Genomic DNA, 24327 nt, shown 5'->3' with positions numbered 1-24327 from the left:
TGAGGCAGAGCATGCAACGGATCGTGCAGAGGATCCTGCAACTCGTTCCCCGTCCGGAGAACGTTGGGCAGCACCTTCATCTCAACCGCATCGCGCGCGGCAGCAGCTATGACCGCGCACTGGCGGCGTTCAAGGCCGAGCAGGCCGAGCGCGCGCAGCGCAACGTCCGCCACGTCCCCGGCGAATGGCAGTCGAGCCGGCACTGAACCCGGGACGCCGCCGACAAAAGAAGAAGGGGCGCCCTCGGGCGCCCCTTTTCGTGTGATCGCGACCGCAGCTCAGCAGCTGTAGTACATCTTGTACTCGACCGGGTGCGGGGTGTGCTCGAAGGCGTAGACCTCTTCCCACTTCAGCGCGAGGTAGCCCTCGATCTGGTCCTTGGTGAAGACGTCGCCCTTGAGCAGGAAGTCGTGATCGGCTTCCAGGGACTCCAGCGCCTCGCGCAGCGACGCGCAGACGGTCGGGATGTCGGCCAGCTCCTCGGGGGGCAGGTCGTAGAGGTCCTTGTCCGACGGATCGCCGGGGTGGATCTTGTTCTGGATGCCGTCGAGGCCGGCCATCAGAAGGGCCGAGAACGCCAGGTAGGGGTTCGCGGACGGGTCGGGGAAACGGGCCTCGACGCGCTTGGCCTTCGGGCTTTCCGTCCACGGGATACGGACGCAGCCCGAGCGGTTGCGAGCCGAGTAGGCGCGAAGAACCGGGGCCTCGAAGCCCGGGATCAGGCGCTTGTAAGAGTTCGTCGACGGGTTGGTGAAGGCGTTGAGCGTCTTGGCGTGCTTGAGGATGCCGCCGATGAAGTACAGCGCCTCGTCCGAGAGATCGGCGTACTTGTCGCCCGCGAAGAGCGGCTTGCCGTCCTTCCAGATCGACATGTTGACGTGCATGCCGGTGCCGTTGTCGCCGGCCATCGGCTTCGGCATGAAGGTCACCGACTTGCCGTAGGCATGGGCCACGTTGTGGATGATGTACTTGTACTTCTGAAGCTCGTCCGCCTGCTTGGTCAGCGAGTCGAAGATCAGGCCCAGCTCGTGCTGGTTCGACGCGACCTCGTGGTGGTGCTTGTCGACCTTCATGCCGATGCGCTTCATCGTCGACAGCATTTCCGAGCGCAGGTCCTGGGCGGGGTCGATCGGGTTCACGGGGAAATAGCCGCCCTTGACGCCCGGGCGGTGGCCCATGTTGCCCATCTCGTACTCGGTGTCGGTGTTCCAGGCGCCGTCGACCGCGTCGACTTCGAAGGACACCTTGTTCATCGTCACGGCATAGCGGACGTCGTCGAACACGAAGAACTCGGCCTCGGGGCCGAAATAGGCCGCGTCGCCGATGCCGGTCGACTTCAGGTAGGCCTCGGCCAGGAGCGCGGTGCCGCGCGGGTCGCGGTTGTAGGGTTCGCCGGTGTCGGGCTCGACCACGGTGCAGTGAATGCAGATCGTCTTCTCGGCATAGAAGGGGTCGACATAGGCGCTGTCGGTGTCGGGCATGAGTTTCATGTCCGATGCCTCGATACCCTTCCAGCCCGCGATCGACGAGCCGTCGAACATGAAGCCTTCGTCAAGGAAGTCCTCGTCGACGAGCTCGGCCATCACCGTGACGTGCTGCAGCTTGCCGCGCGGGTCGGTGAAGCGGATGTCGACATAGGCCGCATCCTCGTCCTTGATCATCTTCAAAACGCTGTCTTTGCTCATCGTGACCTTCCCTTGACGTTTGGTCTGATCCGCGGGCCGGTGCCCGCATGGGTTGATGGTTGTGCCGTCCGCCTATGCCGCGCCCCGAAGGTGCGTCAGAGCGCGTCCTCGCCCGACTCGCCTGTCCGGATGCGGATCGCCTGGCTGATGTCGGATACGAAAATCTTGCCGTCGCCGATCTTGTCGGTCTTGGCCGCGTCGATGATCGCCTCGATGGCCGCGTCGGCCATATCGTCGGCGAGAACGACCTCGATCTTCACCTTGGGCAGGAAATCGACGACATATTCGGCGCCGCGATAAAGCTCGGTATGGCCCTTCTGGCGACCGAACCCCTTCACCTCGGTGACGCTGAGCCCCTGGATACCGATTTCCTGGAGCGCTTCCTTCACCTCGTCGAGCTTGAAGGGCTTGATGATCGCCTCGATCTTTTTCATGGGGCTTCTTCCTCCTCGCCGCCGCGCCGCGTAGCCGGTGACACCACTTTGTGAGAGGGGCGTCCATCGGGTAGCCTGATCGAGTTGCGGCATCCATCGGGATTCCGAAGCGTGAGATCGAAAATTAGGCGGAGCGCATAAAAGATGGGCGATTTTGAATCGGGCTCCGGAGGCGAGGCGCTGACGGCTGCGCAAATGCGCGCCATCGAGCAGCAAGCGATGGGGTCCGGTGCGGTCACCGGGCTCGAACTGATGGAGCGCGCGGGCCGTGGCGTCGTGGCGGCGGCGTTCGATCGCTGGCCCGAACTTGCCGCCGCGCCGCAGGCGGCCGTCGTGCTGTGCGGCCCCGGCAACAATGGCGGCGACGGTTTCGTGATCGCGCGGGTCCTGAAGGACTGGGGCTGGCGGGTGGAGGTCTTTCTCCACGGTGACCCCGACAGGCTCCCGCCGGACGCGCGGACGAATTTCGAACGCTGGTGCGCGATCGGCGAGGTGCGCCCGGTCCCGGAACAGGGTTTGCCGATCAGGACGGGCACTGCCGTCGTCGTCGATGCCCTTTTCGGAACCGGGCTGGCCCGTGCTGTCACCGGCACGGCGCTGCGCCGGGCGTTGCGCGATATCGCCGAGTGCTTGGACCGTGGTGCAGGGCGCCCGATCTCCAGGCGCATCGAAGCTGGGACGCCGCTCGTGGTTGCAGTCGACATCCCGAGCGGTCTGTGTGCCGACAGCGGACGAGTTCTGGCGGCGGATGGCGATGACGCGGAGGACGGCCGCGCGGCCTGCGGTGGTGCCGACCTGACGGTGAGCTTCCACCGGCCCAAGCTCGGCCACTTCCTGGCCGATGGTCCCGCCCTTTGCGGTGCACTGGCGGTCGCGGATATCGGGTTGATCGAGGGGGGCCAAGGCGGTTCCGTACGCCTCGTCGCGTCGCCTCCCGCATCGACGTTGGCGAAGCGTCTCGGGCACAAGTACAGCTACGGCCATGCACTGGTCCTGTCCGGCCGCTTCGGCCGCAGCGGAGCGGCGCGGCTGGCGGCGCGGGGCGCACTCAGGGTCGGGGCCGGTCTCGTGACATTGGGCGCGCCGGGCGATGCGATGGCCGAATGCGCCGCGCAACTGACCGCGATCATGCTGCGGCAGGTCGATGGAGCCACCGCGCTGGGCGCGTTGCTGGCGGATGACAGGATCAACGCGATCTGCCTCGGTCCGGGCCTGGGCACGGGGAAGGCGACGCGCGATCTCGTGACGGCTGCGCTTCGGCGCAGGGAGGCCGGAGGCGCAGGGGGGCGGCGGAGGGGCGTTGTCCTCGATGCCGACGCGCTGACCGCTTTCGCGGACGAACCCGATGCGCTTCTTGCCATGCTGGACGAAGCCTGCGTTCTCACCCCCCATGGCGGCGAGTTCGCGCGGCTTTTTCCCGATCTTGCCGACAGGCTGGAGGAACCGCCGGTGCGCGGGCCGGCCTTCTCGAGGGTGGACGCGACGCGCGCGGCGGCCGAGCGGGCGCGATGCACCGTGCTGTTCAAGGGCATGGACACCGTGATCGCCACGCCCGGGGGGCGCACCAGGATCAATGCGGCCGCCTACGACCGCGCGGCGCCCTGGCTCGCCACGGCAGGATCCGGCGATGTTCTCGCCGGGATGATCGCGGGGCTGATGGCGCGGGGGCACGCCGCGGAGGATGCGGCGGCCTGGGCGGCCTGGCTGCATGTCGAGGCCGCGCGCGCGATCGGTCCCGGCCTGATCGCCGAGGATCTGCCCGAGGCCCTGCCGGGGGTTTTGCGCGGGGTCGTCGGGGCGGCGGGTTGATCGGCGCGTTTGGCCTCTCGCCTGCGAAGGAAGGCTCTGCTAGGAAAGATCCCGGGCGGGTGTGGCGGAACTGGTAGACGCACCAGATTTAGGTTCTGGCGCCGCAAGGCGTGGGGGTTCGAGTCCCTTCACCCGCACCATCAAGGCAGGCGCGCCGGCCGACCCCGGCGCGGCGTTCGTGGGGTGGATCCGGCAAGGGTGGAACCCTCGCCCCTTTGCGCTTGCAAGCCCCGCGCGCCAGACCTAGAAGGGCCCCTGATTTTCAAGCCGACCAGCGCGCCGTGGGGGGAAAAGGACCGCGGCGCAGCAGCCCGTGAGGAACCCCATGCAGATCACCGAGACCCTGAACGAAGGCCTCAAGCGCGAGTACCAGATCACCATCACCGGCAGCGATCTGGAGAGCCGGGTGGCCGAGAAGCTGGAGGAGGCGCGCCCCGAAATCCAGATGAAGGGCTTCCGCAAGGGCAAGGTGCCGATCGCGCTTCTGAAGAAGCAGTTCGGCCCCCGCCTGATGGGCGAGGCGATGCAGGAAGCCGTCGACGGGGCCATGCAGGGCCATCTCGACGAGACCGGCGACCGTCCTGCGACCCAGCCCGACATCAAGATGGTGAACGAGGACTGGAAGGAAGGCGACGACGTGATCGTGGCCATGGCCTACGAGAAGCTCCCCGAGATCCCGGATGTCGACTACAAGGTGATCAAGCTGGAGCGCCTGACCGTGGCGCCCGCCGACGCCGACGTGGACGAGGCGCTCGAGAACCTCGCCAAGAACGTCCAGAACTTCGATACGAAAAAGGGCAAGGCGGCCGATGGCGACCAGGTCGTGATCGACTTCGTCGGAAAGCTCGACGGCGAGGCCTTCGAGGGCGGCGCGGCCGAGGATTATCCCCTCGTACTGGGATCGGGCAGCTTCATCCCCGGTTTCGAGGAACAGCTGGTCGGCGCCAAGAAGGGCGACGAGAAGGCCCTCGACATCACCTTCCCCGAGGAATACGGCGCCGAGAACCTTGCCGGAAAGGCCGTGGTCTTCGAAGTCACCGTCAAGGAAGTGAAGAAGCCCGTTCCCGCCGAGATCGACGACGAACTGGCCAAGAAATACGGCGCCGAGGATCTCGACGCGCTGAAAGGCCAGATCTCCGAGCGGCTGAAGGCGGAATACGCGGGTGCCGCGCGCGCGGTGATGAAGCGCAAGCTTCTCGACCAGCTTGACGAGAAGGTGGATTTCGAGCTTCCGCCCTCGCTCGTGAATGCCGAGGCGAACCAGATCGCCCACCAGCTGTGGCACGAGGAAAACCCGGACGTCCATGGCCACGACCATCCCGAGATCGAGCCGACGGACGAGCACCGCAAGCTTGCCGAGCGGCGCGTGAAACTGGGCCTTTTGCTTGCCGAACTCGGCCAGAAGAACGAGATCACGGTCTCGGACGCCGAGATGTCCCAGGCGATCATGGCGCAGGCCCGCCAGTATCCGGGCCAGGAACGTGCCTTCTTCGAGTTCATCCAGAAGAACCAGGGCGCGCAGCAGCAGATCCGCGCGCCGCTTTTCGAGGACAAGGTCGTCGACTTCGTGTTCGAGATGGCCGAGGTGACCGAGAAGGAAGTCAGCAAGGACGACCTCAAGAAGGCCGTGGACGCGCTCGAGGACGAGTGATCCCCATCGCCGGTTGGTGAATTGCGAAAAGGGGCGGTCCTGCGGGGCCGCCCTTTTTTTCTGGGCGATGGTCGCGGGCAGGTTCCCGGCGACGGGCCCTGATATTGGATAACACGGGGCTTTGGGGTCATCACCGTCGTCATGGCGCGGCGAAGATGGCCGCTTCGACCGGCGGAGATGTCCCGATGTTCCTGAGACTTGCAGTCCCCCTTTCGGCAGCCCTTGCCGCGATCCTCGTCTTCGGCAATCAGCGCGGGCCCGACGCGCCTGCTCCGGCAGAACCCGTTGCCGCCTCGGCGATCGATCTCCTGGGCGAGGCCTGGACGATCAACGCGCCCGAGCCTGTCGGCCTCACGATTGTCGCCGCGCCGGCACCTGCCGCGGTTAGAACGTCGCCCTCATCGGACCCGCTGCGTCCGGCGCCCCGTCCGCAGACCGTTGCCGCCGTCGAACCTGCGCGCCCGGGCCTGCGTCCGCTGCCCCGCCCCGATGCGGAGACGGGGATCGCGGGGACGCGGGCGGCGTCTTCCGTCGCCGCTGCCTCCACGCCGGTCGGGGCAGGGGGCGAGGGGCTGCGCTGGGTCGTGCGGACGCAGGGAACGGGGGCGGTCGTCGCCGAGCTTCCGCTTGCCGAGGCGCTGGCGTTTCTCGAATCGCAAGGCCGGCGCTGGTGAGATGGACAGAAGGCGGGGGTTCTCCCGCGCGCGGGGTGCGAACAGGTCCCGGGATTTGGCGATACCTATGACGCTGAATGGTTTCAGCTATGGAAATCGCCGCGAATCCGCTAACCTCGGCCGTGGTTCGAAGGTCAGGGTTTCCGCAGTTTCGCCATGTCTCTCTCACAGATACGCCAACAAGAGAGGGACAATACAGCGCGCGGCGCCTTGTGGAGAACCTCGGCGGAGCGGAAAACAAAAGGACCCGCGATCATGAAATACCTGATTGTGCCGGCTATCGGCTTCATGTGCCTCGGCGGCGCGGCAATGGCATGTCCGGACCCCTCGCTTGCCTCCGGGCCCATGCCCGTGGCGGCAGGAGGTCCGGCCCAGACCCTGTCGGTCATGGCCGGCGGCGACCAGACGCTCGAGGCTTGCGGCCTTGGCATGATCGGCACGGGTCAGTTCCGGTCCGCGCCCGATTTCAGCTTCTCGGTGTCGGGCATGCAGGGGCGCGAGCTTGTTCTCGACGTCGACAGCACCTGCGACCCGGCGCTGCTTGTGAACACCGCCGATGGCCAGTGGCTGTTCAACGACGATGACGACGGTCTCGACCCCGGCCTGATCATTTCGGACGCGGCCGCGCTGAACGGGCGGGTCGATGTCTGGGTCGGCACCTTCGCGGGCGGCGAATGTGCCGTGACGTTGAACGTCGCCGACCAGGCGATCGGTGGCGCGCCGATGCCGATGCCGGCGCCTGCACCTGCACCTGCACCTGCACCTGCGCCTGCGCCTGCACCTGCACCTGCACCTGCACCGGCGCCCGTCCCTGTCCCCGTCCCGATGCCTGCACCAGCTCCCGCGCCGGCTCCGCAGCCTGTGCCGGTCCCGCTCCCGGCGGCGAACTGCCCCAACCCGATGATCGGCGGGCCCCCGATCTCGCTGGCCGCGGCGCAGATGTTCCAGCCGCAGGGCTACATCCTCACGGCCATGGGCAGCAGCACGCGCCTGTCCGAGTGCCCCGGCGTGAACGGCGGTGGAACCGCGACCGTCGCGCCGCAGACCAGCCTCTACCTTTCCGGCATGCAGGGCTTTGACCTGACGCTCGAGGTGCAGGCCCAGTGCGATACGACGCTGCTGGCCCGCGGGCCGGACGGTATCTGGTATTTCGACGACGACAGCGCGGGCAGCCTTCAGCCGCGTCTCACCGTGCCCTCGGGCTCGCTGAACGGGCGGCTCGATGTGTGGATCGGCACCTTCGGCGGCGATAGCTGCCAGGCGACGATCTACATGCAGGCCGTGGCCATGGCGCAACCCATGCCGCAGCCGGTTCCCCAGCCGCTGCCGCAGCCGATGCCACAGCCCGTCCCGCAGCCCACTCCGGCCGGCGGTTGCCCGAACCCCGCCTTGCAGGGGATGCCGATCTACACCACCGGCAGCGACCTCTACGGGCCTGACACGTTCCAGACCATGGCCTCGGGCGGCGCGGATATCGGCTCCTGCGGGCTTCCCGGCACGGGCTACGCCTCCGCTGTCCCAAACTTCACCATGTTCCTGAGCGGGATGGAAAGCTACGGGCGCCTCGAGATCGAGGTGAACTCGAGCTGCGACACCACGCTTCTGGTCCGCGACGCCTTCGGCCAGTGGTATTTCGACGACGACAGCGGCGGAAACCTCATGCCGACGCTGAACCTGCGCAACATGGCTGGGCTGAACGGTCGGATCGACGTCTGGGTCGGCACCTACGGAAACCAGAGCTGCCCGGCGAGCGTCGAATTCGAGACCTGGAACTCGCCGTAAGGCTCGCCCGGTCCAAAAGACACGCCGGGGGCGGCAAGATCGCCCCCGGCATCCCCCAAAAACAACAAGAGCACACAGGCAATTTCAGGAGAAAAAAAGATGAAAAGATTGTTTGCAGCTTTCCTTATCCTTGTCGGCATGACCGGCGTCGCCGCGGCCTGCCCGAACTGGCAGAACCCCGGTGTCCAGTCCTATTACACGACCGGCCAGGACCTCTGGTCGCCCAACAGCTACTCCGTCACCGCGGGCGGCAACGTGGCGCTTCGCAACTGCGGTTTCAATTACACCGGCTACGTGATCTCGAGCCCCGACTTCGAATTCCAGCTCGACGGGCTCCAGGGTTACAATCGTCTCAACATCCGTGTGAACGGCAACTGCGACACGGTCCTGCTGGTGAACGATTCCACCGGCAACTGGTGGTTCAACGACGATACGAACGGCTACAACCCGTCGATCGACGTCTACAACCCGGTCAACGGCACCTGGGATATCTGGGTCGGTACCTACGGCACCGGCACCTGCGGCGCGACGCTGACGCTCGAGACGTTCTGACGTCCGAGCCGGTCGATGCCATCGCGGCCCGTCCCGGACGCCCCGGGGCGGGCCGCTTGCGTCAAGGGGAAGCCTAGCGGCGGCCGAGGCGGTAGAGGCCGCCATCCGATGCATCGTCCGTGACGAAAAGCACCGCACCGCTTTCGTCGATCGCGACGTCGCGGACACGGCCGATGCCCTGCGCCAGCCGTTCTTCCGCGACGACGCGGCCGTCCTCGATGCCGAGCCGCACCACAGCGCGCGCCTGAAGTCCCGCGATCAGGAGGTCGCCGGACCATTCGGGGAACATCTCGTCTCCGGCCTCGAGAGCGTAGAACGCCATCCCGCCCGGCGCGATCACCGGATCCCAATAGTATACCGGTTCGACGTATTCCGGGGCATGGGCGGCGCGCCCGTCGCCGATCTCGCTGCCGTTGTAGTTGACGCCGTAGCTCACCAGCGGCCAGCCGTAGTTGGCGCCTGCCTCGATGAGGTTCAGCTCGTCGCCGCCCGCGGGACCGTGCTCGACCGTCCAGAGCCGCCCGGTGGACGGCTCGATCGCCGCGCCCTGGATGTTGCGCTGGCCGAGCGTGTAGCGCTCGGGCAATGCCTGTGGCCGGTCGAGGAAGGGATTGCCGGGTGCGGGGTGGCCATCCTCGGTCACGCGCATCACGCCGCCATAGGTGGAGGTCAGGTATTGCGCCTGCGCGCGGGCGTCGGGCGTGCCGCCCCGTTCGCCCGTGGTGATCCAGATCGTCCCGTCCTCCATGGGCACGACCCGGCTACCGTAGTGGATCGGGATCACCGAGGCGGGGGACTGCCGGAAGATCTCGGCCACGTCGTCGAGCCGGGCAAAATCCCCGGACAGGGTGGCGCGCACGACGGAGGTGGCCGAACGCATCATGCCGAGCGGCCGCGAAAAGCTAAGGTAGATCCTGCGGCTTTCGGCGAAGTCAGGGGCGATCGCGACGTCGAGCAACCCGCCCTGCGACATTGAGAAGACATCCGGCACGCCGGAAATCGGGGACGACACGGTGCCGTCGCGGGCGATATGGCGCAGCCGGCCCGGCCGCTCGGTCACGAGCCATCCCATGCCGTCCGGAAGAACCCCGATCGCCCAGGGATGGGACAGTCCGCCCGCGATCCGCTCGGGCGCGGCGACGAAGGACGACCGGACCTCCGGCGCCTCGGTCTGCTGCGGGAAGGCCGGCCGGATCTCGGGGCGGTTGGGGGCCGCGTCCGCCACCGGGGCCTGGGCGGAGGCCAGGGCAGGGGCAAAGAGTGCCACGGCGGCTGCGAGCAGGAAGGGGCGGGTCGGCATGGGCAGTCTCCGGTCTGAATTCGGTCCATGAAAAGAGATAGGCCGCATCCCGGCGAGGGATACGGCCTGATCTGTTCGCAAGTCCGTGAGCTGGTGGAACCGGCTCAGTTCTCGTCGTCGGACGCCTCGGGCGCGGGCGCTGCCGGCATGCCTTCGTCGTCGTCGAGCTGCGCCGCACCGATATCGTCGAAAAGCTCGGCGATCTCGAATTCGGCCGCGGCCTCCTCTTCGGCGGCCAGTTCCTGGATCGACTTGCCCGAGGCCTGAAGCTCGGCCTCTTCGGGCGAGCGGGCCACGTTCAGGACGATCTCGACATCGACCTCGGGGTGCAGGTTCACGTGCACGGTGTGTAGGCCCAGCTCCTTGATCGGACGGGTCAGCGCGACCTGCTTGCGGTCGACGCTGAAGCCCGCCTCGGTCGCGGCGTCGGCTGCGTCGCGGGTCGTGACCGAGCCGTAGAGCGCACCCGCGTCGGAGGCCGAGCGGATGATGACGAACTGCTGGCCGGCGAGTTGCGCGCCCAGCTTCTCGGCTTCGCCCTTCGTCTCGAGGTTGCGGGCTTCGAGCTGCGACTTCTGCGTCTCGAATGCCTTGAGGTTGGCCTCGTTCGCGCGCAGCGCCTTCTTCTGCGGCAGAAGGTAGTTGCGGGCATAGCCGTCCTTGACGGAAACGACCTCGCCCATCTGGCCGAGTTTGGCCACGCGTTCCAGAAGGATCACTTGCATGTCGGGGTCCTCCTTACTTCACGCTGTAGGGCAGGAGTGCCAGGAACCGCGCGCGCTTGATCGCCTGGGCGAGCTTGCGCTGGTTCTTGGCACCGACCGCGGTGATGCGGGAGGGAACGATCTTGCCGCGCTCGGAAATGTAGCGCTGCAGGAGACGCACGTCCTTGTAGTCGATCGCGGGGGCGCTGTCGCCCTCGAAGGGATCGGTCTTGCGACGGCGGAAAAACGGTTTGGCTGCCATGGTCCTGTCCTTTCCTCAGCGGCGTTCGCGGCGGTCGCCGCGGTCGCCGCGGTCACGCTCGTCGCGCTTCTGCATCTGAACCGAGGGGCCGTCGTCGTGGCCATCGACCTTCACGGTCAGCACGCGCATCACGTCGTCGTGGAGGCGCATCAGGCGCTCCATCTCCTGCACCGCGTCGGAGGGTGCATCGGTGCGCATGAAGGCATAATGCCCCTTGCGGTTCTTGTTGATCTTGTAGGCCATGGTCTTCACGCCCCAGTATTCGGAGCCGACCACATCGCCGCCATTGTCCTTGAGGATCGTGCCGAAGTGCTCGATGAGGCCCTCGGCCTGCGCGTTGGAAAGGTCCTGACGCGCAATGAACACATGCTCGTAGAGAGGCATGTCATCTCCAGTTCTGTTGCAGGCGCGTTTCAAAGGCCGGGTCTGTCGCGCTCCGCCCTCCCGGCCACGAGGGAGCACGCCGTTCGGAATGTTGCGGCGGAGACCCGCGGCGTATACGCGGGGCGGGCAGGGCTGACAAGCCCTTCGCGGGCAGTGGACGGAGGCCGGGTCCAATGAATTCCGTCCCAAACGGGCCATTCGACATTGAAATGCCGCATTTATGCCGAATTTAGGCCATGATCGGGCCGGAACATGGCTTTTGCGTGGTCAATTGCTCGGGCCGCGCCCCATTTGCTGCCATTGACTGGATTGCTGCCATGTCCATTCCCGAATTTCTACGCGCCGAAGCCGGCGTGGTCACGATCGACTGGACGGTAATGCTCGCCGCGCTGACCGGTGCGGGCATTGCCCTGACGGCCCTCACGACCGATACGCTGAGCGTGCACTCGCAGAACATGCGAGGAGAGCTTCAGGATCCGCATTTCGAAACCGATTGGTTCGACAACGTGGCTGTCCTGCCGCCCTCCATGCAGTGAGACGCCGCTTCCGGCGGAGCGAGGAAAATTGCCCGAACATGTCCGGCGCTCGCCGTAATTCGGGCGAAATCGCGGTGCTTGTGTCGTAACCCGACGAACGGGATTTTCAGGTCCGGGTCTGCGCAGACCGTCCCGTCGACAGGGGTTTCGACATGTCCGCATTCAACAAGCGTATCCGTGCCTTCGCTGCCTCGGATGACGGCGGCGTGGCGACCATCGACTGGCTCGTGATCCTGGCCGGCCTGACCGCCACGGGGATTGTCGTCGTCGAGGTTTCGACCGACACGATGACCACTCATTCCGCCAACATCCAGGGAGAGTTGCAGGGCAACACCTTCGAGACGGCGTGGGTCGACAGCCTCCCGGTCGGTCCCTCCGGGGCGGGCATGCCCGACGTCACCCAGGTGATCTACACCGAGGAAGAGCCGGGCAATGGCAACGGCAACAACGGCCACGGCAACGATGCGGACGGCAATGACGATTCCAACCCAGGTGCCTCGAACGATCCCGACGACACCACCGATGACGATGGCGCCCCGGGTGGTTCGGACATGGCGACCGATGCCGGCACGGGTTCGGATGCGGGCACGGATACACGCAACGGGAACAACGGCCACGGCAACGACGCCGACGGCAACGACGATTCCAACCCCGGTGCCTCGAACGATGCCGACGATACCACCGATGACGACGGGACGCCGGGCAACTCCGCGCTGGCGCATGCCGACGTCCCCGGAAACGGAAACGGTCGGGGAAATCCGTTCCAGATGTTCTGGGATTGGCTCTCGGAGGTCTTCGGGCAGGTTTGAGGCGTCCGGCGGACGTCGGGACGGCGGCAAGAAGGCGGCGCCCTGCGTGGCGACATGACCTTTCCCCCGATGCGCCCAAATTCAAACAGATAAATCTGCGAATTAATCCCATCCGGTTTTGCGCCCGGCCCGTGTTTCCGCAAGAAACGCTGCCTCCGGTCTACGCGCGGATGGCAAAATGTTAGGCGGGTAGGAGGGTTATCCCAAAATGTCCATTAAGCAGTTCATTCGAGACGAACGTGGGGGCGTAACGACGATTGACTGGCTCATAATCCTGGGCGGTCTGTCGGCCTCGGGCCTTGTTGTGCTCGAGATCACCACCGACACGCTCAGCCAGCAAAGCCAGACCGTGCGCGGCGAGTTGCAGAACAACCACTTCGAGACGGCTTGGGTCGACAACATCCCCGTCGGTCCCTCCGGTCAGGGCCTCCCCGACGTGTCCAACGTCATGCCGACCGCCGGCGACGGCGATGACAACGGCAACGGCAACGGGAACGGCAACAACGGGAACGGCAACGGGAACGGTGGGAGCAACGGAAGCGGCACCGGCAACGGCAACGGGAACAACGGGAACGGCATCGGGAACGGCGGCAGCGGGGACGACGGCAACGGCGACCCCAACGACAACGGCAATCCCAACGGCAACAACGGCCACGGCAACGATCCCGACGGCAACGACGACTCGAACCCCGGCGCCTCGAACGATCCCAACGATGACACCGATGCCGACGGCACGCCGGGCAACGGCAACGCCAACGGGAACAACGGCCATGGCAACGATGCCGATGGCAACGACGATTCGAATCCCGGCGCCTCGAACGATCCGAACGATCATACCGACGACGACGGCACGCCCGGAAACTCTGGCGGCAACGGCGGTGGCAACGGCAACCAGGGCAACGGCAACGGGAATGGCAACGACGACGACGATGACGACGAGGATGCCCCGACGGGCCCGGTCGTCGCGCAAAGCAACGTCATTGGCTGCCCCAATCCCGGCGCTTGGATCGCCGAGCCCGTGTCGCGCACCGGCGACCAGCTCGAGGACAGCCAGATCCGCATTCGCAACATGGAGGCCGGTGGTGCGCCGACGCACCTGAGCAACTGCTCCGGGGTCCCCGGCACCGGTTACTTCTTCGCCAACCCGACCTACACTCTGGACCTTCGCGACGTGGAGGATTTCGACCGGTTCGAGGTTCGGCTCGACTCCAGCTGCGACACGACGCTCCTGGTCCAGGACGGAAGCGGGACATACCACTTCGACGACGACAGCGGCCCGAGCCTGAACTCCCGTATCCGGCTTTACGACATGGACGACCTGGAAGGCCGGGTGAACATCTGGATCGGCACCTACGGCGGCGGCACCTGCGACGACGTCGAACTGCGGATCCGCCTGCGCGACTGAGCCGCCGGACCAGCCGAAGATCTCCGAAGCGCCGCGCCCATCCGCGCGGCGCTTCATCGCGTCGATGGGCTTGCCGATTGCGCCTTGCGGGGGCCTCGATTACTCCCGGTCCGAAAGATCGCGGAGGGAGGCTCGCATGGCACTGGCATTCGTTTTTCCGGGACAGGGCGCCCAGACCATAGGAATGGGCCGCGACCTGGCCGAGGCCTGGCCCGAGGCACGCGCGGTCTTCGACACGGTCGACGAAGCGCTCGGCGAGAAGCTGTCGGCCCTGATCTGGGACGGCGATATCGAGACGCTGACCCTGACGCGCAATGCGCAGCCCGCGCTGATGGCGACCTCGATGGCGGTGATGGCCGCGCTGAAGGCCGAAGGGGTCGACGTGACGGCCGCGTCCTATGTCGCGGGGCATTCCCTGGGCGAATACTCGGCGCTGGCCGCTGCCGGGGCGATCGGCCTTGCGGACGCCGCGCGGCTTCTGCGGGTCAGGGGCGACGCGATGCAGCAGGCTGTCCCGGCGGGCGAGGGCGCGATGGCGGCGATCCTCGGCCTCGACTTCGACACGGTGTCGGAGGTCGTGAAGGAGGCCGCGGGCGGCGAGGTCTGCGCCGCGGCAAACGACAACGACCCCGCGCAGGTGGTCGTCTCCGGCCACGCGGCCGCGGTGGCCCGCGCCGTCGAGATCGCCAGGGAACGTGGCGCCAAGCGCGCCGTGATGCTGCCGGTCTCCGCCCCGTTCCACTGCGGCTTGATGGAACCCGCCGCCCGGGTGATGGCCGATGCGTTGAATGAGGTCGACATTCTCGCGCCCTCTGTTCCCCTCGTCGCCAATGTCACGGCGGAGGCCGAAAGCGCGCCCGCGCTGATCCGCGACCAGTTGATCGCCCAGGTCACCGGCCGGGTGCGGTGGCGCGAAAGCGTGCTCTGGATGGCCGCGCATGACGTGACCGAAATCTGGGAGATCGGTGCCGGAAAGGCGTTGTCTGGCATGGTCCGGCGGATCGACCGGGACGTCGCCACGCGCGCGGTCGGCACCGCCGCCGAGGTCCGCGACGCAGCTGCGGCCCTGGCGGGCTGAGGGTGATGCGTCGAGTTTTCATCTTGCTTGGTGGCGCGCTCGTCATCGGTGCCGCGACGGCCGGTCTCCTCTGGCTGACCACCGCGACTTCGGCCCGTTTCGAGACCGATGGCGACAGGCTTCTCGTCTCCGGGCAGCTGACGCTGGCCTCGACCGAGCGGCTTGACCGGCTTCTGGAGGAGAACGGGGATCTCTCGACCCTGGTTCTGGGCGACATCGCGCCGGGCAGCGACGCGACGGCGCTTTTTCAGAAGGGCGGGCTTGTCCGCGCGGCCGGGCTTTCGACCGAGGTCGCGCCGGGCGTCACGCTGGAGGGAGATGCGGTGTACCTCTTCCTTGCGGGCGTCGAACGGCGGCTGGGTGGAAACTCGGGGCTTGCCGTCACCGACTGGCAGACGCGAGACGGTCCTGCGTCGGCCCTGCCGCGGGAGCATCCCGCCCATGCCGAACGCCTCGACTACGTGCGCCGCATGCTGGGGAACGAGGATTTCTACTGGTTCGCGCTGCAGGCGGGAGCAGGGGGGCGGCACGAGATGACGGCGGTCGAGCAGGTCGTGATGAACGTCGTCACCTCGCAATAGGGGCGGCCGCAAGTATGGCGCGGACCCGGCCTTGCTGCTAGGAGAGCGCGGAACGCGACAAGACGGGCGGAGGGACAGGCATGTTCGACCTGGTCGGAAAGACTGCACTGGTGACGGGGGCATCGGGTGGGATCGGCGCTGCGATCGCGCGGGCGCTGCATGATGCGGGCGCGACGGTCGCGCTGTCGGGGACGCGGGAGGCGCCGCTGGAGGCCTTGGCGGCCGAACTCGGCGAGCGGACCCATGTCCTGCCCTGCAACCTGTCGGATGCCGAGGCGGTCGAGGCGCTGCCGAAGCGCGCCATCGAGGCGATGGGAAGCCTCGACATCCTCGTGAACAACGCGGGCATCACGCGCGACAACCTGTTCATGCGGATGTCGGACGAGGAATGGGGGCAGGTTCTGGAGGTCAACCTGACCTCGACCATGCGGCTGTGCCGCGGCAGCCTGCGCGGCATGATGAAGGCCCGCTGGGGCCGGATCGTGAACATCTCCTCGGTGGTCGGCGCGACCGGCAATCCGGGGCAGGGGAACTATGCGGCGTCCAAGGCCGGCATGGTCGGCATGTCGAAAAGCCTCGCCTACGAGGTGGCGAGCCGTGGCATCACGGTGAACTGCGTGGCGCCGGGTTTCATCGAGACCGCCATGACCGAGAAGCTGACCGACGACCAGAAGGGGAAGATCCTCGGGCAGATCCCCGCCGGCCGGATGGGAACCCCCGAGGAGATCGCCGCCGCGGTCCTCTATCTCGCGAGTCCGGAGGCGGCCTATGTCACCGGCACGACGCTTCACGTGAACGGCGGCATGGCGATGCTCTGACGCGAAGGGCTTTTGGCTTTAGCGGCCATTGCCTTCGCATATAACTATGCTATAGGCGGCGCAGATTTGCCGGGGGGCATCCGCCTGCCGGTACGCCCCGGGAGGGCATTTCACCGGCCGGACAGGCAGGAATCCAAACCGGCGCGGCAGGAAACGGCGGCGCACACAAGAGACGAGGAAAACAGATGAGCGACATCGCAGAGCGCGTGAAGAAGATCGTGGTCGAGCACCTGAGCGTGGAAGAGGACAAGGTGACCGAGAACGCCTCGTTCATCGACGACCTTGGCGCGGACTCGCTGGACACGGTCGAGCTGGTCATGGCCTTCGAAGAGGAATTCGGCATCGAGATCCCCGATGACGCCGCCGAGACCATCCAGACCTTCGGCGACGCGGTGAAGTTCATCAAGGAAGCCCAGTAAGCGGCGATCCTCACCGGAAAGAAAACGGCGCCCCCCGGGGCGCCGTTTTTCTTTGGTACGGCGCGTGCCCGCATGGCGAACCTTCGCCATCCTTCCGGCGCGCAAGAAAAAAACCCAATCGGTCTGCGGGGATAAATGGCGCAGGGAGGCGGAGATCGCCCGAAGCTCTGCCGGATGGGTCGGCGGAGACACGTGACCTTCGAAGGATCGTCGCGTCCTTCGAATCCTGCCCCTGAAAACGTTGGAGTTCCCGGGCGCGATTCGCCCTTCGGGATTGTCCCTGTTCGGGAAACAGATAACGCATTGACCGGCCTAATGAAATTGTGCGCCAATCCGGGCGGAATTGCGGTATTTTAATGGCGGGGTTGTCTGCGTTCCGTTTGGGCTGGGGCGGCTCCGTCCTAAAGTCTTTGCCAAGTGGGGAAGAAATGTATCGAAACCTAAAGAAATTGGTCCTGGCGTGCGTCGGCGCGGTGATGTTGAGCGGCGGTGCCGCATCAGCAACCGTCATCGACTTCACGGGAGGGGGCACCGGAGCTGGCTCCGGCGTCAGCCTGTCGTGCGACGCCTTCGGGATTTTCAACAGCGGTTGCAGCGTGACGTACAACAACGCTGGACTGGGCGTTAACGGGAACCCGGATACGCAGCCCGACCAGATCGACGGTTCGCCGATCTTCAGTTCGGAGCGTATCACCCTGTCGTTCGCACAGGACATGCGCTGGAACAACATCACGTTCGGCCGCTGGGACCGCAACGATGATGCGCGTCTCGAGGCGGATAACGGCCTTTCGGTTCAGTACACCGGCAACTCGCCGGTCGTCGACCTGGGCGGCTATGTCTCGAGCCGTCTGACGGTCATCGCCTATGGCGATATCCGCAACGACTGCACGTTCCTCTGCCTCGGCGGAAACGACTCGTTCACCGTCGCATCGATCGACGTCGCGCCGGTTCCGCTGCCGGCCGCTGGCTGGCTGCTCCTGGCAGGCATCGGTGGCCTGGCAGTGGCGCGCTCGCGCAAGAAAGCGGCCTGAGGGCTGCCATGTCATGACCCGCTGCCACGGGTGACATGTGTGGAAAAGGCGGTCCTCGGGGGCCGCCTTTTTCTGTTCCGGGCTATCCGCAGACCGCGTCGGTCGGCGCGGAGGCATCGACCGTCCCGGCCCGGATGAACGCCGATGGTGGCCTCGGTCCGCCCGGGGGGATTGCCGAAGCTTGTCCCTTGGCGGTATCAGGGCCCGACATGATCGGACCATGAAAAGGGGCGGGACGCATGCGGCGAGTGGTTGTGACGGGGCTGGGGCTGGTGACGCCGCTGGCGACGGGGGTCGAGGAAACCTGGTCGCGGCTTCTCGCCGGGCAGTCGGGCGCAGGCCCCATCACGCGGTTCGACACCACCGGTTACGCGACGACCTACGCCTGCGAAGTCAAACGCGGCGATGGCACGGACGGCACCTTCAATCCCGACGACTGGATGGAGCCGAAGGAACAGCGCAAGGTCGACGAGTTCATCCTCTATGGCATGGCCGCCGCCGACCAGGCGATCCGGGATGCGGGCTGGACCCCCACCGCGACCGAGGAGCGGGAGCGCACGGGCTGTCTGATCGGGTCTGGGATCGGCGGGCTGAGCTCCATCGCGGACACGTCCATCACGCTGAACGAGAAGGGACCGCGCCGCGTGTCGCCCTTCTTCGTGCCCGGCGCTCTCATCAACCTGATCTCGGGGCAGGTTTCGATCCGCTACGGCTTCAAGGGGCCGAACCACGCCGTCGTCACGGCCTGTTCCACGGGGGCTCATGCCATCGGCGACGCGGCGCGTCTGATCATGCTGGACGATGCCGACGTGATGGTGGCTGGCGGCGCGGAAAGTCCGATCTGCGCCATCGGCATCGCGGGCTTCAATGCCTGCAAGGCCCTGAGCACCAAGCGCGGGCACGAGCCGGAGAAGGCGTCGCGTCCCTGGGACAGCGACAGCGACGGCTTCGTGATGGGCGAGGGCGCGGGAATGGTCGTGCTGGAGGAATACGAGCACGCCAAGGCGCGGGGCGCGAAGATCTACGCCGAGATCCTTGGCTACGGCCTGTCGGGCGACGCCTATCACATCACGGCGCCGCCGCCGGACCACGAAGGGGCCGAACGGGCGATGCGCGCGGCGCTGAAGCGGGCGGGGCTGCAGCCGTCGGACATCGATTACGTCAACGCCCATGGCACCTCGACCATGGCCGACACGATCGAGCTCGGCGCGGTCGAGCGGCTGATGGGCAACCACGCCGCCAACTTGATGATGTCCTCCACGAAGTCGATGACCGGTCACCTGCTGGGGGCTGCGGGCGCGATCGAGGCGATCTTCTCGATCCTCGCCATGCGCGACCAGGTGGCGCCGCCGACGATCAATCTCGACAATCCGGCCGCCGAGACAGCGATCAACCTCTGCGCCAATGCCGCCCAGAAGGGCGAGATCAACATCGTGCAGTCGAACTCCTTCGGGTTCGGCGGCACGAATGCCTGCCTCATCATGGGGCGTGTCTGAGCCCATGTGGAAACATGTCGCCGCCAACGGCCTGAGCTTCCTGATCCTCGTGGCGATCGCGCTTGCGGGGGCCATCGGATGGGGGCAGCGGCAATGGTCTGCCGAAGGCCCGCTTGAACAGGCGATCTTCTTCGAGGTGCCGCGCGGGGCATCCTTGCGCGCGGTTTCGGAGGGCCTGGAGGAGGCGGGCGCGGTGTCGTCGGCGATGATCTTCCGCCTGGGCACGGAATATGCCGACATGGCGGGGGAATTGCGCTTCGGCTCCTACGAGATCCCGGCGGGGGCCTCGATGCAGACGGTGCTGGAGATCGTGACGGCAGGCGGACCCTCGAGCTTCCGCTACGCCGCGACCTATGTCCTGCGGATCGAGGGCACGGGGGAGCTGCGCCTGCGCGAGCGCGTTCCAGGTACCGGCGAGATCGTCGAGCTGGCGAGTTTCGCCTACGAGGACGGGGTTCCCGATGTCTATGCCGACCTCGTGGAGCGCGACCAGATCACGGTCTATCGCGTCGCGATCCCCGAGGGTCTGACAAGCTGGCAGATCGTGCAGGGGCTGAACCAGGCCGATTTCCTGTCGGGCGAGGTGGTCGACATTCCCGAGGAGGGTATGCTGGCCCCGGACACCTACGAGGTACGGCGTGGCGACGACCGGAACGACATCCTCGCGCGGATGCGGACGGCGCAGGAGGCGATCCTTGCGGAAGCCTGGGAAAACCGGGTCGACGGACTGCCGCTGAGCAGTCCCGAGGAGGCGCTGATCCTTGCATCGATCATCGAGAAGGAGACGAGCGTCCCCGACGAGAGGCGCCAGGTCGCGAGCGTCTTCGTCAACCGGCTGAACCGGGGGATGCGGCTGCAGACCGACCCGACGGTGATCTATGGTGTGACCAATGGGCGTGGCGTCCTGGGGCGCGGTATCCGGCAGTCCGAACTGCGCGACGAAAACCCGTGGAACACCTACGTGATCGACGGTCTGCCGCCGACGCCGATCGCCAATCCGGGCCGCGCGGCCATCGAGGCGGCGCTCGATCCCGACGCGACGGAGTACGTGTTCTTCGTGGCCGACGGGACCGGGGGGCACGCCTTCTCGGAAACGCTGGAAGAGCATAACCGGAACGTGGCGCGCTGGCGTCAGATCGAGGCGGAACGCGCGGCCTCCGACAACTGAGGCAGGGTGCGCGGGTCGTGCGATGAGGCCCGCCGGGAGGTTAACGACCCGTAAGCGCGCGGATCATCTATTAACCGTCTGATAATAAAAAACTTATTGACCGGGCGCGCGGTCCATGGCACCTCTTCTTCCACGCTGGATGACGTGGGTGAACGGCCCCGGGGATACCCCCGAGGGCCGTTTTTCATGCCCTGCCCGTGGCCGCCAAATGCATGTGGGACACGGGGGTTTGCGATGATGGACACAGGCAGTGCGGCGGGTCCGCAACGGCCCGAACGCGCGGCGCCCGACGAGCTGGAGCTGACGCTCGAGCGCGCCGAAACGCTTGTGGCGCGCGCGCAGAAGGCCTTTGAGACGACGGTGCAGGCGCTCGAGGACGCGGTCCGGGCGCTGAAATCTATGCCCGAGACGGGCGAGGGCGAGATCGTCAAGGACGTGAGGGCGATGAACAACGCCCTGATGCTGGCCATGGAGATGCAGGAGAAGGCGCGTGTCGCAGGCAGCAGGCATTTCGGGACAGGGGCAGGAAACGGGGGGAGCGGACGACTCGACCTCGAGGCTGCAAGGGCAGAGATCGCCGAGCGACTGGCTCGCCTCCGTGCAGCCGGAGTTGCAGACCGCGTTCCTTGACGAGCTTTCGGACAATGCGCTGGCGGCGCTGGCCTGGCTGTTCGAGGTCTGGGCGTTGCCGCATCAGCGGCCGCCCTTGGGCGACTGGCGCACCTGGGTGGTGCTGGGCGGGCGCGGGGCGGGCAAGACGCGGGCGGGTGCCGAATGGGTGCGCGCGGAAGTCGAGGGTGCGCGCCCGGAAGATCGCGGACGTGCCCGGCGCGTGGCGCTGGTGGGAGAGACCTACGACCAGGCGCTGGCGGTGATGGTCAAGGGCGACAGCGGGATACTCGCCTGTTCCCCGCCCGATCGCCGCCCGCGCTGGGTCGCCTCCGAGCGCAGGCTCGTCTGGCCGAACGGAGCGGAGGCGCGGGTCTATTCGGCCCATGACCCCGAGGCGCTTCGCGGCCCTCAGTTCGACGCCGCATGGGCGGATGAGTTCGGATGTCCCGCCATCGACAAGGGGACGAACCAGCCCAACCTCTTCCTCGATCCCAAGAGCGACGAGAGCGATGTCCCCCATTTCTCGACCACCCGCCGCGACGACGTCATCCAGGCGCAATACCTGCGCGCGGTGCTCGACTACTGGTCGGACCCGGCGCGAAACCCGGTCTCTCCGGTCTATGGCGGCCCGATGATCGACGTCGCCCGCGCCCATGGCTGGGCCTGGGACGCGCGACCCTGGCCGGCCTTCCCCCATGACGCCGAGCGCTGGACGGACGGTCGCAACTGGGCGCGCGGCCACTGGCTGACGGGGCGGCTCGACGCCGTGCCGCTCGACCTCGTGGTGGCCGCGATCTGCGAGGAGGCGGGGGTTGCGCATTACGACGTCTCCCGCCTTTTCGGGCTGGTGCGCGGGCATGTCTCGGGCGAGACCGGAACGGCGCGTGCCACGCTGCAGCCGCTGATGCTCGTCCATGGCTTCGACGCGGTCGAGCGTGAGGGTCAGCTTGTCTTCCTGCCGCTTCCACGCCTGGCGGAGGCGGTCGTGACCGCCGGGGAGACGGCGCTGGGCGAGGAAGGGGAGAGCGGCTTCACCCATGTCCGCGCCCCGCGCGCCGAGACGGTGGGGCGCCTGCGCATCGGCTATTCCGACGCAGAGGCCAGCCATGACGCGCGCGTCGCCGAGGCGGTGCATCCGGGCGACGGCGCGGACGTGGTGACGGAAACCGACCTGCCGCTCTCGCTCATCCGGCCCGAAGCGCACGCGATTGCCGAGCGGCGGCTGGCCGAGGCGCGTGTGGCCCGCGATACCCTGAAGTTCAGTCTTCCGCCCTCGCGTCGCGGGGTGGGGGCGGGGGCGATGGTGGCGCTGGAGGACGGCTCCACCTGGCGGATCGACCGGGTGACGGACCGAGGCTCGCGCGAGATCGAGGCGGTGCGGGTGGAGCCCAGCACGGCCGAGCCCTCCATCCTGACCGAGGATGTGGCGGCGCTGGCGCCCTTCGTGCCGCCGCTGCCCGTGGCGCCCGTCTTCCTCGACCTGCCGCTCCTGACCGGGGAGGAGGTGCCGCACGCGCCCCGCCTCGCCGTCGCCGCCGCGCCCTGGCCGGGTGCGGTCGCGGTCTATTCCGCGCCGGGGCCCGACGGCTTCGAACTCAATCGCCTCGTGGAGCGGGGCGCCATCGCGGGGATTCTCGAGACGCCGCTCGCCGCGGCACGTCCCGGGCTCTGGGACCGGGGGCCGGGTTTCCGCGTGCGGCTGGGGTCGGGCACGCTGTCCTCGGCCGAGGCCGAGGCGGTCCTGAACGGCGCGAACGTGGCCGCGATCGGGTCCGGCGACGGCGCGGGCTGGGAGGTGATCCAGTTCCGTGACGCGCGCCTCGTGGGCGAGGGGCTGTGGGACATCGGCCGCTTGCTGCGCGGCCAGGCGGGCAGCGACGCGGACATGCCCGTCCTCTGGCCGGAAGGGAGCCTCTTCGTCCTTCTCGACGCCGCCGTGGGGCAGGTGGACCTGCCCGTCTCCGCCCGCGGCCTCGCGCGGCACTGGCGGGTCGGGCCCGCGCGGCGCTCGGTCGACGACCCGAGTTACGTCGAGAGGGTGCTGGCCTTCCCCGGCATCGGTCTGCGTCCGTTGTCGCCGGTGCACCTGCGCGCGCGGCACGAAGGCGGCGACCTTGCCCTGACCTGGGTGCGGCGCGGACGCCTCGACGCCGACAGCTGGGAGGGGGTCGAGGTGCCGCTCGGCGAGGCGGCGGAACTCTACCAGCTGCGTGTAACCGACGCCTCGGGGCTCCGGCGGGCCGAGACGCTGACCGCGCCCGCCTTCAGTTACACCGCCGCGATGCGCGCCGCCGACGGCACGTCCGCGCCTTTCGCCATCGAAGTCGCCCAGCTTTCCGACCGGTTCGGGCCGGGCCCCAATGCGAGGATCGAGATCGATGCCTGACACAGCCAACCTGTCCCTGCCGCTCCTGCAGCCGGCGCAGGCGCAGAAACACGTCACGGTGAACGAGGCGCTGGTGCGTCTCGATGGTCTGGCGCAGCTTTGCCTCTCCTCGGTCAGCCAGACCGTCCCGCCGGCGGCCCCGGCCGAGGGTGCGGCCTGGGGCGTCCCGGCGGGTGCCGTGAATGCCTGGGCCGGGCAGGGCGGGACGGTCGCTGTCTTCGTCTCGGGCGGCTGGGTCTTCGTACCGGCGCGGCGGGGCTGGCGGGCGCAGGTGCTCGATGCCGGTGGGCCGGCGATCTTCGACGGTGCGGCCTGGCGGCCCGGCGCGCTGAGCCTGAGCGCGGGGGGCGCGGCGCTGGCGGTCCGGGTGGCGGAAATGGATGTCGTCCTGGCCCCGGGCGGGGCCGTGACGACCGCCTTGTCCTTTCCCGCGCGGGCCATCGCCTTCGGGGTCACGGGACGGGTGGTCTCGGCCATCACCGGGGCCGCGACGGCATGGGACCTGGGCGTTCCGGGCGATCCCGTGCGCTATGGCGCGGGCCTCGGCTTGTCGCTCAACTCCTGGGTCGGCGGGCCCATTGCGCCGGAGGTCCTGTGGGAGACGACGCCGGTCGTCGTCACTCCGGCGGGCGGCGATTTCGCGGGCGGCATGATCCGGCTCGCGGCGCACTATGCCGACCTGGCGTTGCCCGATCCGGTGTGACGCGGGCCTCGGCGCCTGCGGCGCCGACCCGGGGAGGCGCGGCCTCAC

Annotated in this window: 25 protein-coding genes and 1 tRNA gene; 20 read left to right on the top strand and 6 right to left on the bottom strand. The window is 67.4% G+C overall.

Features of this window, described 5'->3' with window-relative positions:
* Positions 1-11 precede the first annotated feature (11 nt).
* Positions 12-206, top strand: a complete 195-nt coding sequence (locus N8I71_RS11010) for an urease subunit beta (protein ID WP_262878034.1) — start codon at positions 12-14, stop codon at positions 204-206.
* 72 nt (positions 207-278) lie between these two features.
* Here the strand turns inward: N8I71_RS11010 and glnA are convergent, their stop codons facing one another.
* Both glnA and N8I71_RS11000 read right to left on the bottom strand, forming a co-directional pair.
* On the bottom strand, positions 279-1685 hold the full coding sequence (gene glnA, locus N8I71_RS11005) for a type I glutamate--ammonia ligase (protein WP_262878033.1): 1407 nt from the start codon (positions 1683-1685) through the stop codon (positions 279-281).
* Positions 1686-1780: 95 nt separating this feature from the next.
* Entirely contained in the window at positions 1781-2119 is a 339-nt protein-coding gene (locus N8I71_RS11000) for a P-II family nitrogen regulator (protein ID WP_262878032.1), read from the bottom strand.
* Between the two features lie 144 nt (positions 2120-2263).
* Between N8I71_RS11000 and N8I71_RS10995 the strand changes: the two genes are divergently transcribed.
* From N8I71_RS10995 to N8I71_RS10970, 6 genes are all read left to right on the top strand, one after another.
* Positions 2264-3928, top strand: a complete 1665-nt coding sequence (locus N8I71_RS10995; protein WP_262878031.1) for an NAD(P)H-hydrate dehydratase — start codon at positions 2264-2266, stop codon at positions 3926-3928.
* A 55-nt stretch (positions 3929-3983) separates the two neighbouring features.
* Positions 3984-4068 (top strand) — tRNA-Leu (locus N8I71_RS10990).
* A gap of 185 nt (positions 4069-4253) precedes the next feature.
* Positions 4254-5579: a trigger factor gene (gene tig, locus N8I71_RS10985; protein ID WP_262878030.1), complete on the top strand. Its 1326-nt coding sequence runs from the start codon at positions 4254-4256 to the stop codon at positions 5577-5579.
* A 185-nt stretch (positions 5580-5764) separates the two neighbouring features.
* Positions 5765-6253, top strand: a complete 489-nt coding sequence (locus tag N8I71_RS10980) for a hypothetical protein (RefSeq protein WP_262878029.1) — start codon at positions 5765-5767, stop codon at positions 6251-6253.
* A gap of 255 nt (positions 6254-6508) precedes the next feature.
* A complete protein-coding gene (locus N8I71_RS10975; protein WP_262878028.1) occupies positions 6509-8035 on the top strand; it encodes a hypothetical protein in 1527 nt (508 codons plus the stop codon).
* A 99-nt stretch (positions 8036-8134) separates the two neighbouring features.
* Entirely contained in the window at positions 8135-8587 is a 453-nt protein-coding gene (locus tag N8I71_RS10970) for a hypothetical protein (protein WP_262878027.1), read from the top strand.
* Between the two features lie 73 nt (positions 8588-8660).
* Here the strand turns inward: N8I71_RS10970 and N8I71_RS10965 are convergent, their stop codons facing one another.
* The 4 genes from N8I71_RS10965 to rpsF all read right to left on the bottom strand — a co-directional run bounded on the left by N8I71_RS10965 (position 8661) and on the right by rpsF (position 11237).
* Positions 8661-9887 (bottom strand): PQQ-dependent sugar dehydrogenase, encoded by a 1227-nt coding sequence (locus tag N8I71_RS10965; protein ID WP_262878026.1) that lies wholly within the window; start codon positions 9885-9887, stop codon positions 8661-8663.
* A gap of 104 nt (positions 9888-9991) precedes the next feature.
* A complete protein-coding gene (gene rplI / locus N8I71_RS10960; RefSeq protein WP_262878025.1) occupies positions 9992-10612 on the bottom strand; it encodes a 50S ribosomal protein L9 in 621 nt (206 codons plus the stop codon).
* Between the two features lie 13 nt (positions 10613-10625).
* The gene (gene rpsR / locus N8I71_RS10955) at positions 10626-10853 is read right to left on the bottom strand and encodes a 30S ribosomal protein S18 (RefSeq protein ID WP_262878024.1); all 228 of its coding nucleotides are present in this window, start codon (positions 10851-10853) and stop codon (positions 10626-10628) included.
* Between the two features lie 15 nt (positions 10854-10868).
* Positions 10869-11237, bottom strand: coding sequence for a 30S ribosomal protein S6 (gene rpsF, locus N8I71_RS10950; protein WP_262878023.1), 369 nt, complete (start codon positions 11235-11237; stop codon positions 10869-10871).
* Positions 11238-11473: 236 nt separating this feature from the next.
* Between rpsF and N8I71_RS10945 the strand changes: the two genes are divergently transcribed.
* The 13 genes from N8I71_RS10945 (at position 11474) to N8I71_RS10885 (ending at position 24279) form a co-directional block, all read left to right on the top strand.
* On the top strand, positions 11474-11773 hold the full coding sequence (locus N8I71_RS10945; RefSeq protein ID WP_262878022.1) for a hypothetical protein: 300 nt from the start codon (positions 11474-11476) through the stop codon (positions 11771-11773).
* Positions 11774-11925: 152 nt separating this feature from the next.
* The gene (locus N8I71_RS10940; protein ID WP_262878021.1) at positions 11926-12582 is read left to right on the top strand and encodes a hypothetical protein; all 657 of its coding nucleotides are present in this window, start codon (positions 11926-11928) and stop codon (positions 12580-12582) included.
* Positions 12583-12790: 208 nt separating this feature from the next.
* Positions 12791-13987, top strand: a complete 1197-nt coding sequence (locus N8I71_RS10935) for a hypothetical protein (RefSeq protein WP_262878020.1) — start codon at positions 12791-12793, stop codon at positions 13985-13987.
* Between the two features lie 136 nt (positions 13988-14123).
* Complete coding sequence (gene fabD, locus N8I71_RS10930) at positions 14124-15065, top strand: ACP S-malonyltransferase (protein ID WP_262878019.1); 942 nt, start codon at positions 14124-14126, stop codon at positions 15063-15065.
* Between the two features lie 5 nt (positions 15066-15070).
* Entirely contained in the window at positions 15071-15646 is a 576-nt protein-coding gene (locus tag N8I71_RS10925) for a hypothetical protein (RefSeq protein WP_262878018.1), read from the top strand.
* A gap of 80 nt (positions 15647-15726) precedes the next feature.
* Positions 15727-16464, top strand: coding sequence for a 3-oxoacyl-ACP reductase FabG (gene fabG / locus N8I71_RS10920; RefSeq protein WP_262878017.1), 738 nt, complete (start codon positions 15727-15729; stop codon positions 16462-16464).
* A 185-nt stretch (positions 16465-16649) separates the two neighbouring features.
* Entirely contained in the window at positions 16650-16883 is a 234-nt protein-coding gene (locus N8I71_RS10915) for an acyl carrier protein (RefSeq protein WP_109664228.1), read from the top strand.
* A 428-nt stretch (positions 16884-17311) separates the two neighbouring features.
* The gene (locus N8I71_RS10910) at positions 17312-17914 is read left to right on the top strand and encodes a VPLPA-CTERM sorting domain-containing protein (protein ID WP_262878016.1); all 603 of its coding nucleotides are present in this window, start codon (positions 17312-17314) and stop codon (positions 17912-17914) included.
* A 239-nt stretch (positions 17915-18153) separates the two neighbouring features.
* On the top strand, positions 18154-19410 hold the full coding sequence (gene fabF, locus N8I71_RS10905) for a beta-ketoacyl-ACP synthase II (RefSeq protein WP_262878015.1): 1257 nt from the start codon (positions 18154-18156) through the stop codon (positions 19408-19410).
* A 4-nt stretch (positions 19411-19414) separates the two neighbouring features.
* Positions 19415-20578: an endolytic transglycosylase MltG gene (gene mltG / locus N8I71_RS10900; RefSeq protein ID WP_262878014.1), complete on the top strand. Its 1164-nt coding sequence runs from the start codon at positions 19415-19417 to the stop codon at positions 20576-20578.
* Positions 20579-20812: 234 nt separating this feature from the next.
* Positions 20813-21208, top strand: a complete 396-nt coding sequence (locus N8I71_RS10895) for a hypothetical protein (protein WP_262878013.1) — start codon at positions 20813-20815, stop codon at positions 21206-21208.
* Positions 21189-23576 (top strand): baseplate megatron protein TIM-barrel domain-containing protein, encoded by a 2388-nt coding sequence (locus N8I71_RS10890; protein WP_262878012.1) that lies wholly within the window; start codon positions 21189-21191, stop codon positions 23574-23576. The genes N8I71_RS10895 and N8I71_RS10890 overlap by 20 nt, the downstream gene beginning before the upstream one ends.
* The gene (locus N8I71_RS10885) at positions 23569-24279 is read left to right on the top strand and encodes a DUF2793 domain-containing protein (RefSeq protein ID WP_262878011.1); all 711 of its coding nucleotides are present in this window, start codon (positions 23569-23571) and stop codon (positions 24277-24279) included. The genes N8I71_RS10890 and N8I71_RS10885 overlap by 8 nt, the downstream gene beginning before the upstream one ends.
* Positions 24280-24327 lie beyond the last annotated feature (48 nt).

Origin of the sequence: Roseicyclus sediminis, assembly GCF_025515305.1 — a bacterium.
Classification (GTDB): domain Bacteria; phylum Pseudomonadota; class Alphaproteobacteria; order Rhodobacterales; family Rhodobacteraceae; genus Roseibacterium; species Roseibacterium sediminis.
This window is presented reverse-complemented; position numbering and strand designations above follow the sequence as displayed.

Coding starts and splice junctions, on each gene's coding strand:
- N8I71_RS11010 (WP_262878034.1), top strand. CDS start 12: ATGCAACGGATCGTGCAGAGGATCCTGCAACTCGTTCCCCGTCCGGAG.
- glnA (WP_262878033.1), bottom strand. CDS start 1,685: ATGAGCAAAGACAGCGTTTTGAAGATGATCAAGGACGAGGATGCGGCC.
- N8I71_RS11000 (WP_262878032.1), bottom strand. CDS start 2,119: ATGAAAAAGATCGAGGCGATCATCAAGCCCTTCAAGCTCGACGAGGTG.
- N8I71_RS10995 (WP_262878031.1), top strand. CDS start 2,264: ATGGGCGATTTTGAATCGGGCTCCGGAGGCGAGGCGCTGACGGCTGCG.
- tig (WP_262878030.1), top strand. CDS start 4,254: ATGCAGATCACCGAGACCCTGAACGAAGGCCTCAAGCGCGAGTACCAG.
- N8I71_RS10980 (WP_262878029.1), top strand. CDS start 5,765: ATGTTCCTGAGACTTGCAGTCCCCCTTTCGGCAGCCCTTGCCGCGATC.
- N8I71_RS10975 (WP_262878028.1), top strand. CDS start 6,509: ATGAAATACCTGATTGTGCCGGCTATCGGCTTCATGTGCCTCGGCGGC.
- N8I71_RS10970 (WP_262878027.1), top strand. CDS start 8,135: ATGAAAAGATTGTTTGCAGCTTTCCTTATCCTTGTCGGCATGACCGGC.
- N8I71_RS10965 (WP_262878026.1), bottom strand. CDS start 9,887: ATGCCGACCCGCCCCTTCCTGCTCGCAGCCGCCGTGGCACTCTTTGCC.
- rplI (WP_262878025.1), bottom strand. CDS start 10,612: ATGCAAGTGATCCTTCTGGAACGCGTGGCCAAACTCGGCCAGATGGGC.
- rpsR (WP_262878024.1), bottom strand. CDS start 10,853: ATGGCAGCCAAACCGTTTTTCCGCCGTCGCAAGACCGATCCCTTCGAG.
- rpsF (WP_262878023.1), bottom strand. CDS start 11,237: ATGCCTCTCTACGAGCATGTGTTCATTGCGCGTCAGGACCTTTCCAAC.
- N8I71_RS10945 (WP_262878022.1), top strand. CDS start 11,474: ATGATCGGGCCGGAACATGGCTTTTGCGTGGTCAATTGCTCGGGCCGC.
- N8I71_RS10940 (WP_262878021.1), top strand. CDS start 11,926: ATGTCCGCATTCAACAAGCGTATCCGTGCCTTCGCTGCCTCGGATGAC.
- N8I71_RS10935 (WP_262878020.1), top strand. CDS start 12,791: ATGTCCATTAAGCAGTTCATTCGAGACGAACGTGGGGGCGTAACGACG.
- fabD (WP_262878019.1), top strand. CDS start 14,124: ATGGCACTGGCATTCGTTTTTCCGGGACAGGGCGCCCAGACCATAGGA.
- N8I71_RS10925 (WP_262878018.1), top strand. CDS start 15,071: ATGCGTCGAGTTTTCATCTTGCTTGGTGGCGCGCTCGTCATCGGTGCC.
- fabG (WP_262878017.1), top strand. CDS start 15,727: ATGTTCGACCTGGTCGGAAAGACTGCACTGGTGACGGGGGCATCGGGT.
- N8I71_RS10915 (WP_109664228.1), top strand. CDS start 16,650: ATGAGCGACATCGCAGAGCGCGTGAAGAAGATCGTGGTCGAGCACCTG.
- N8I71_RS10910 (WP_262878016.1), top strand. CDS start 17,312: ATGTATCGAAACCTAAAGAAATTGGTCCTGGCGTGCGTCGGCGCGGTG.
- fabF (WP_262878015.1), top strand. CDS start 18,154: ATGCGGCGAGTGGTTGTGACGGGGCTGGGGCTGGTGACGCCGCTGGCG.
- mltG (WP_262878014.1), top strand. CDS start 19,415: ATGTGGAAACATGTCGCCGCCAACGGCCTGAGCTTCCTGATCCTCGTG.
- N8I71_RS10895 (WP_262878013.1), top strand. CDS start 20,813: ATGATGGACACAGGCAGTGCGGCGGGTCCGCAACGGCCCGAACGCGCG.
- N8I71_RS10885 (WP_262878011.1), top strand. CDS start 23,569: ATGCCTGACACAGCCAACCTGTCCCTGCCGCTCCTGCAGCCGGCGCAG.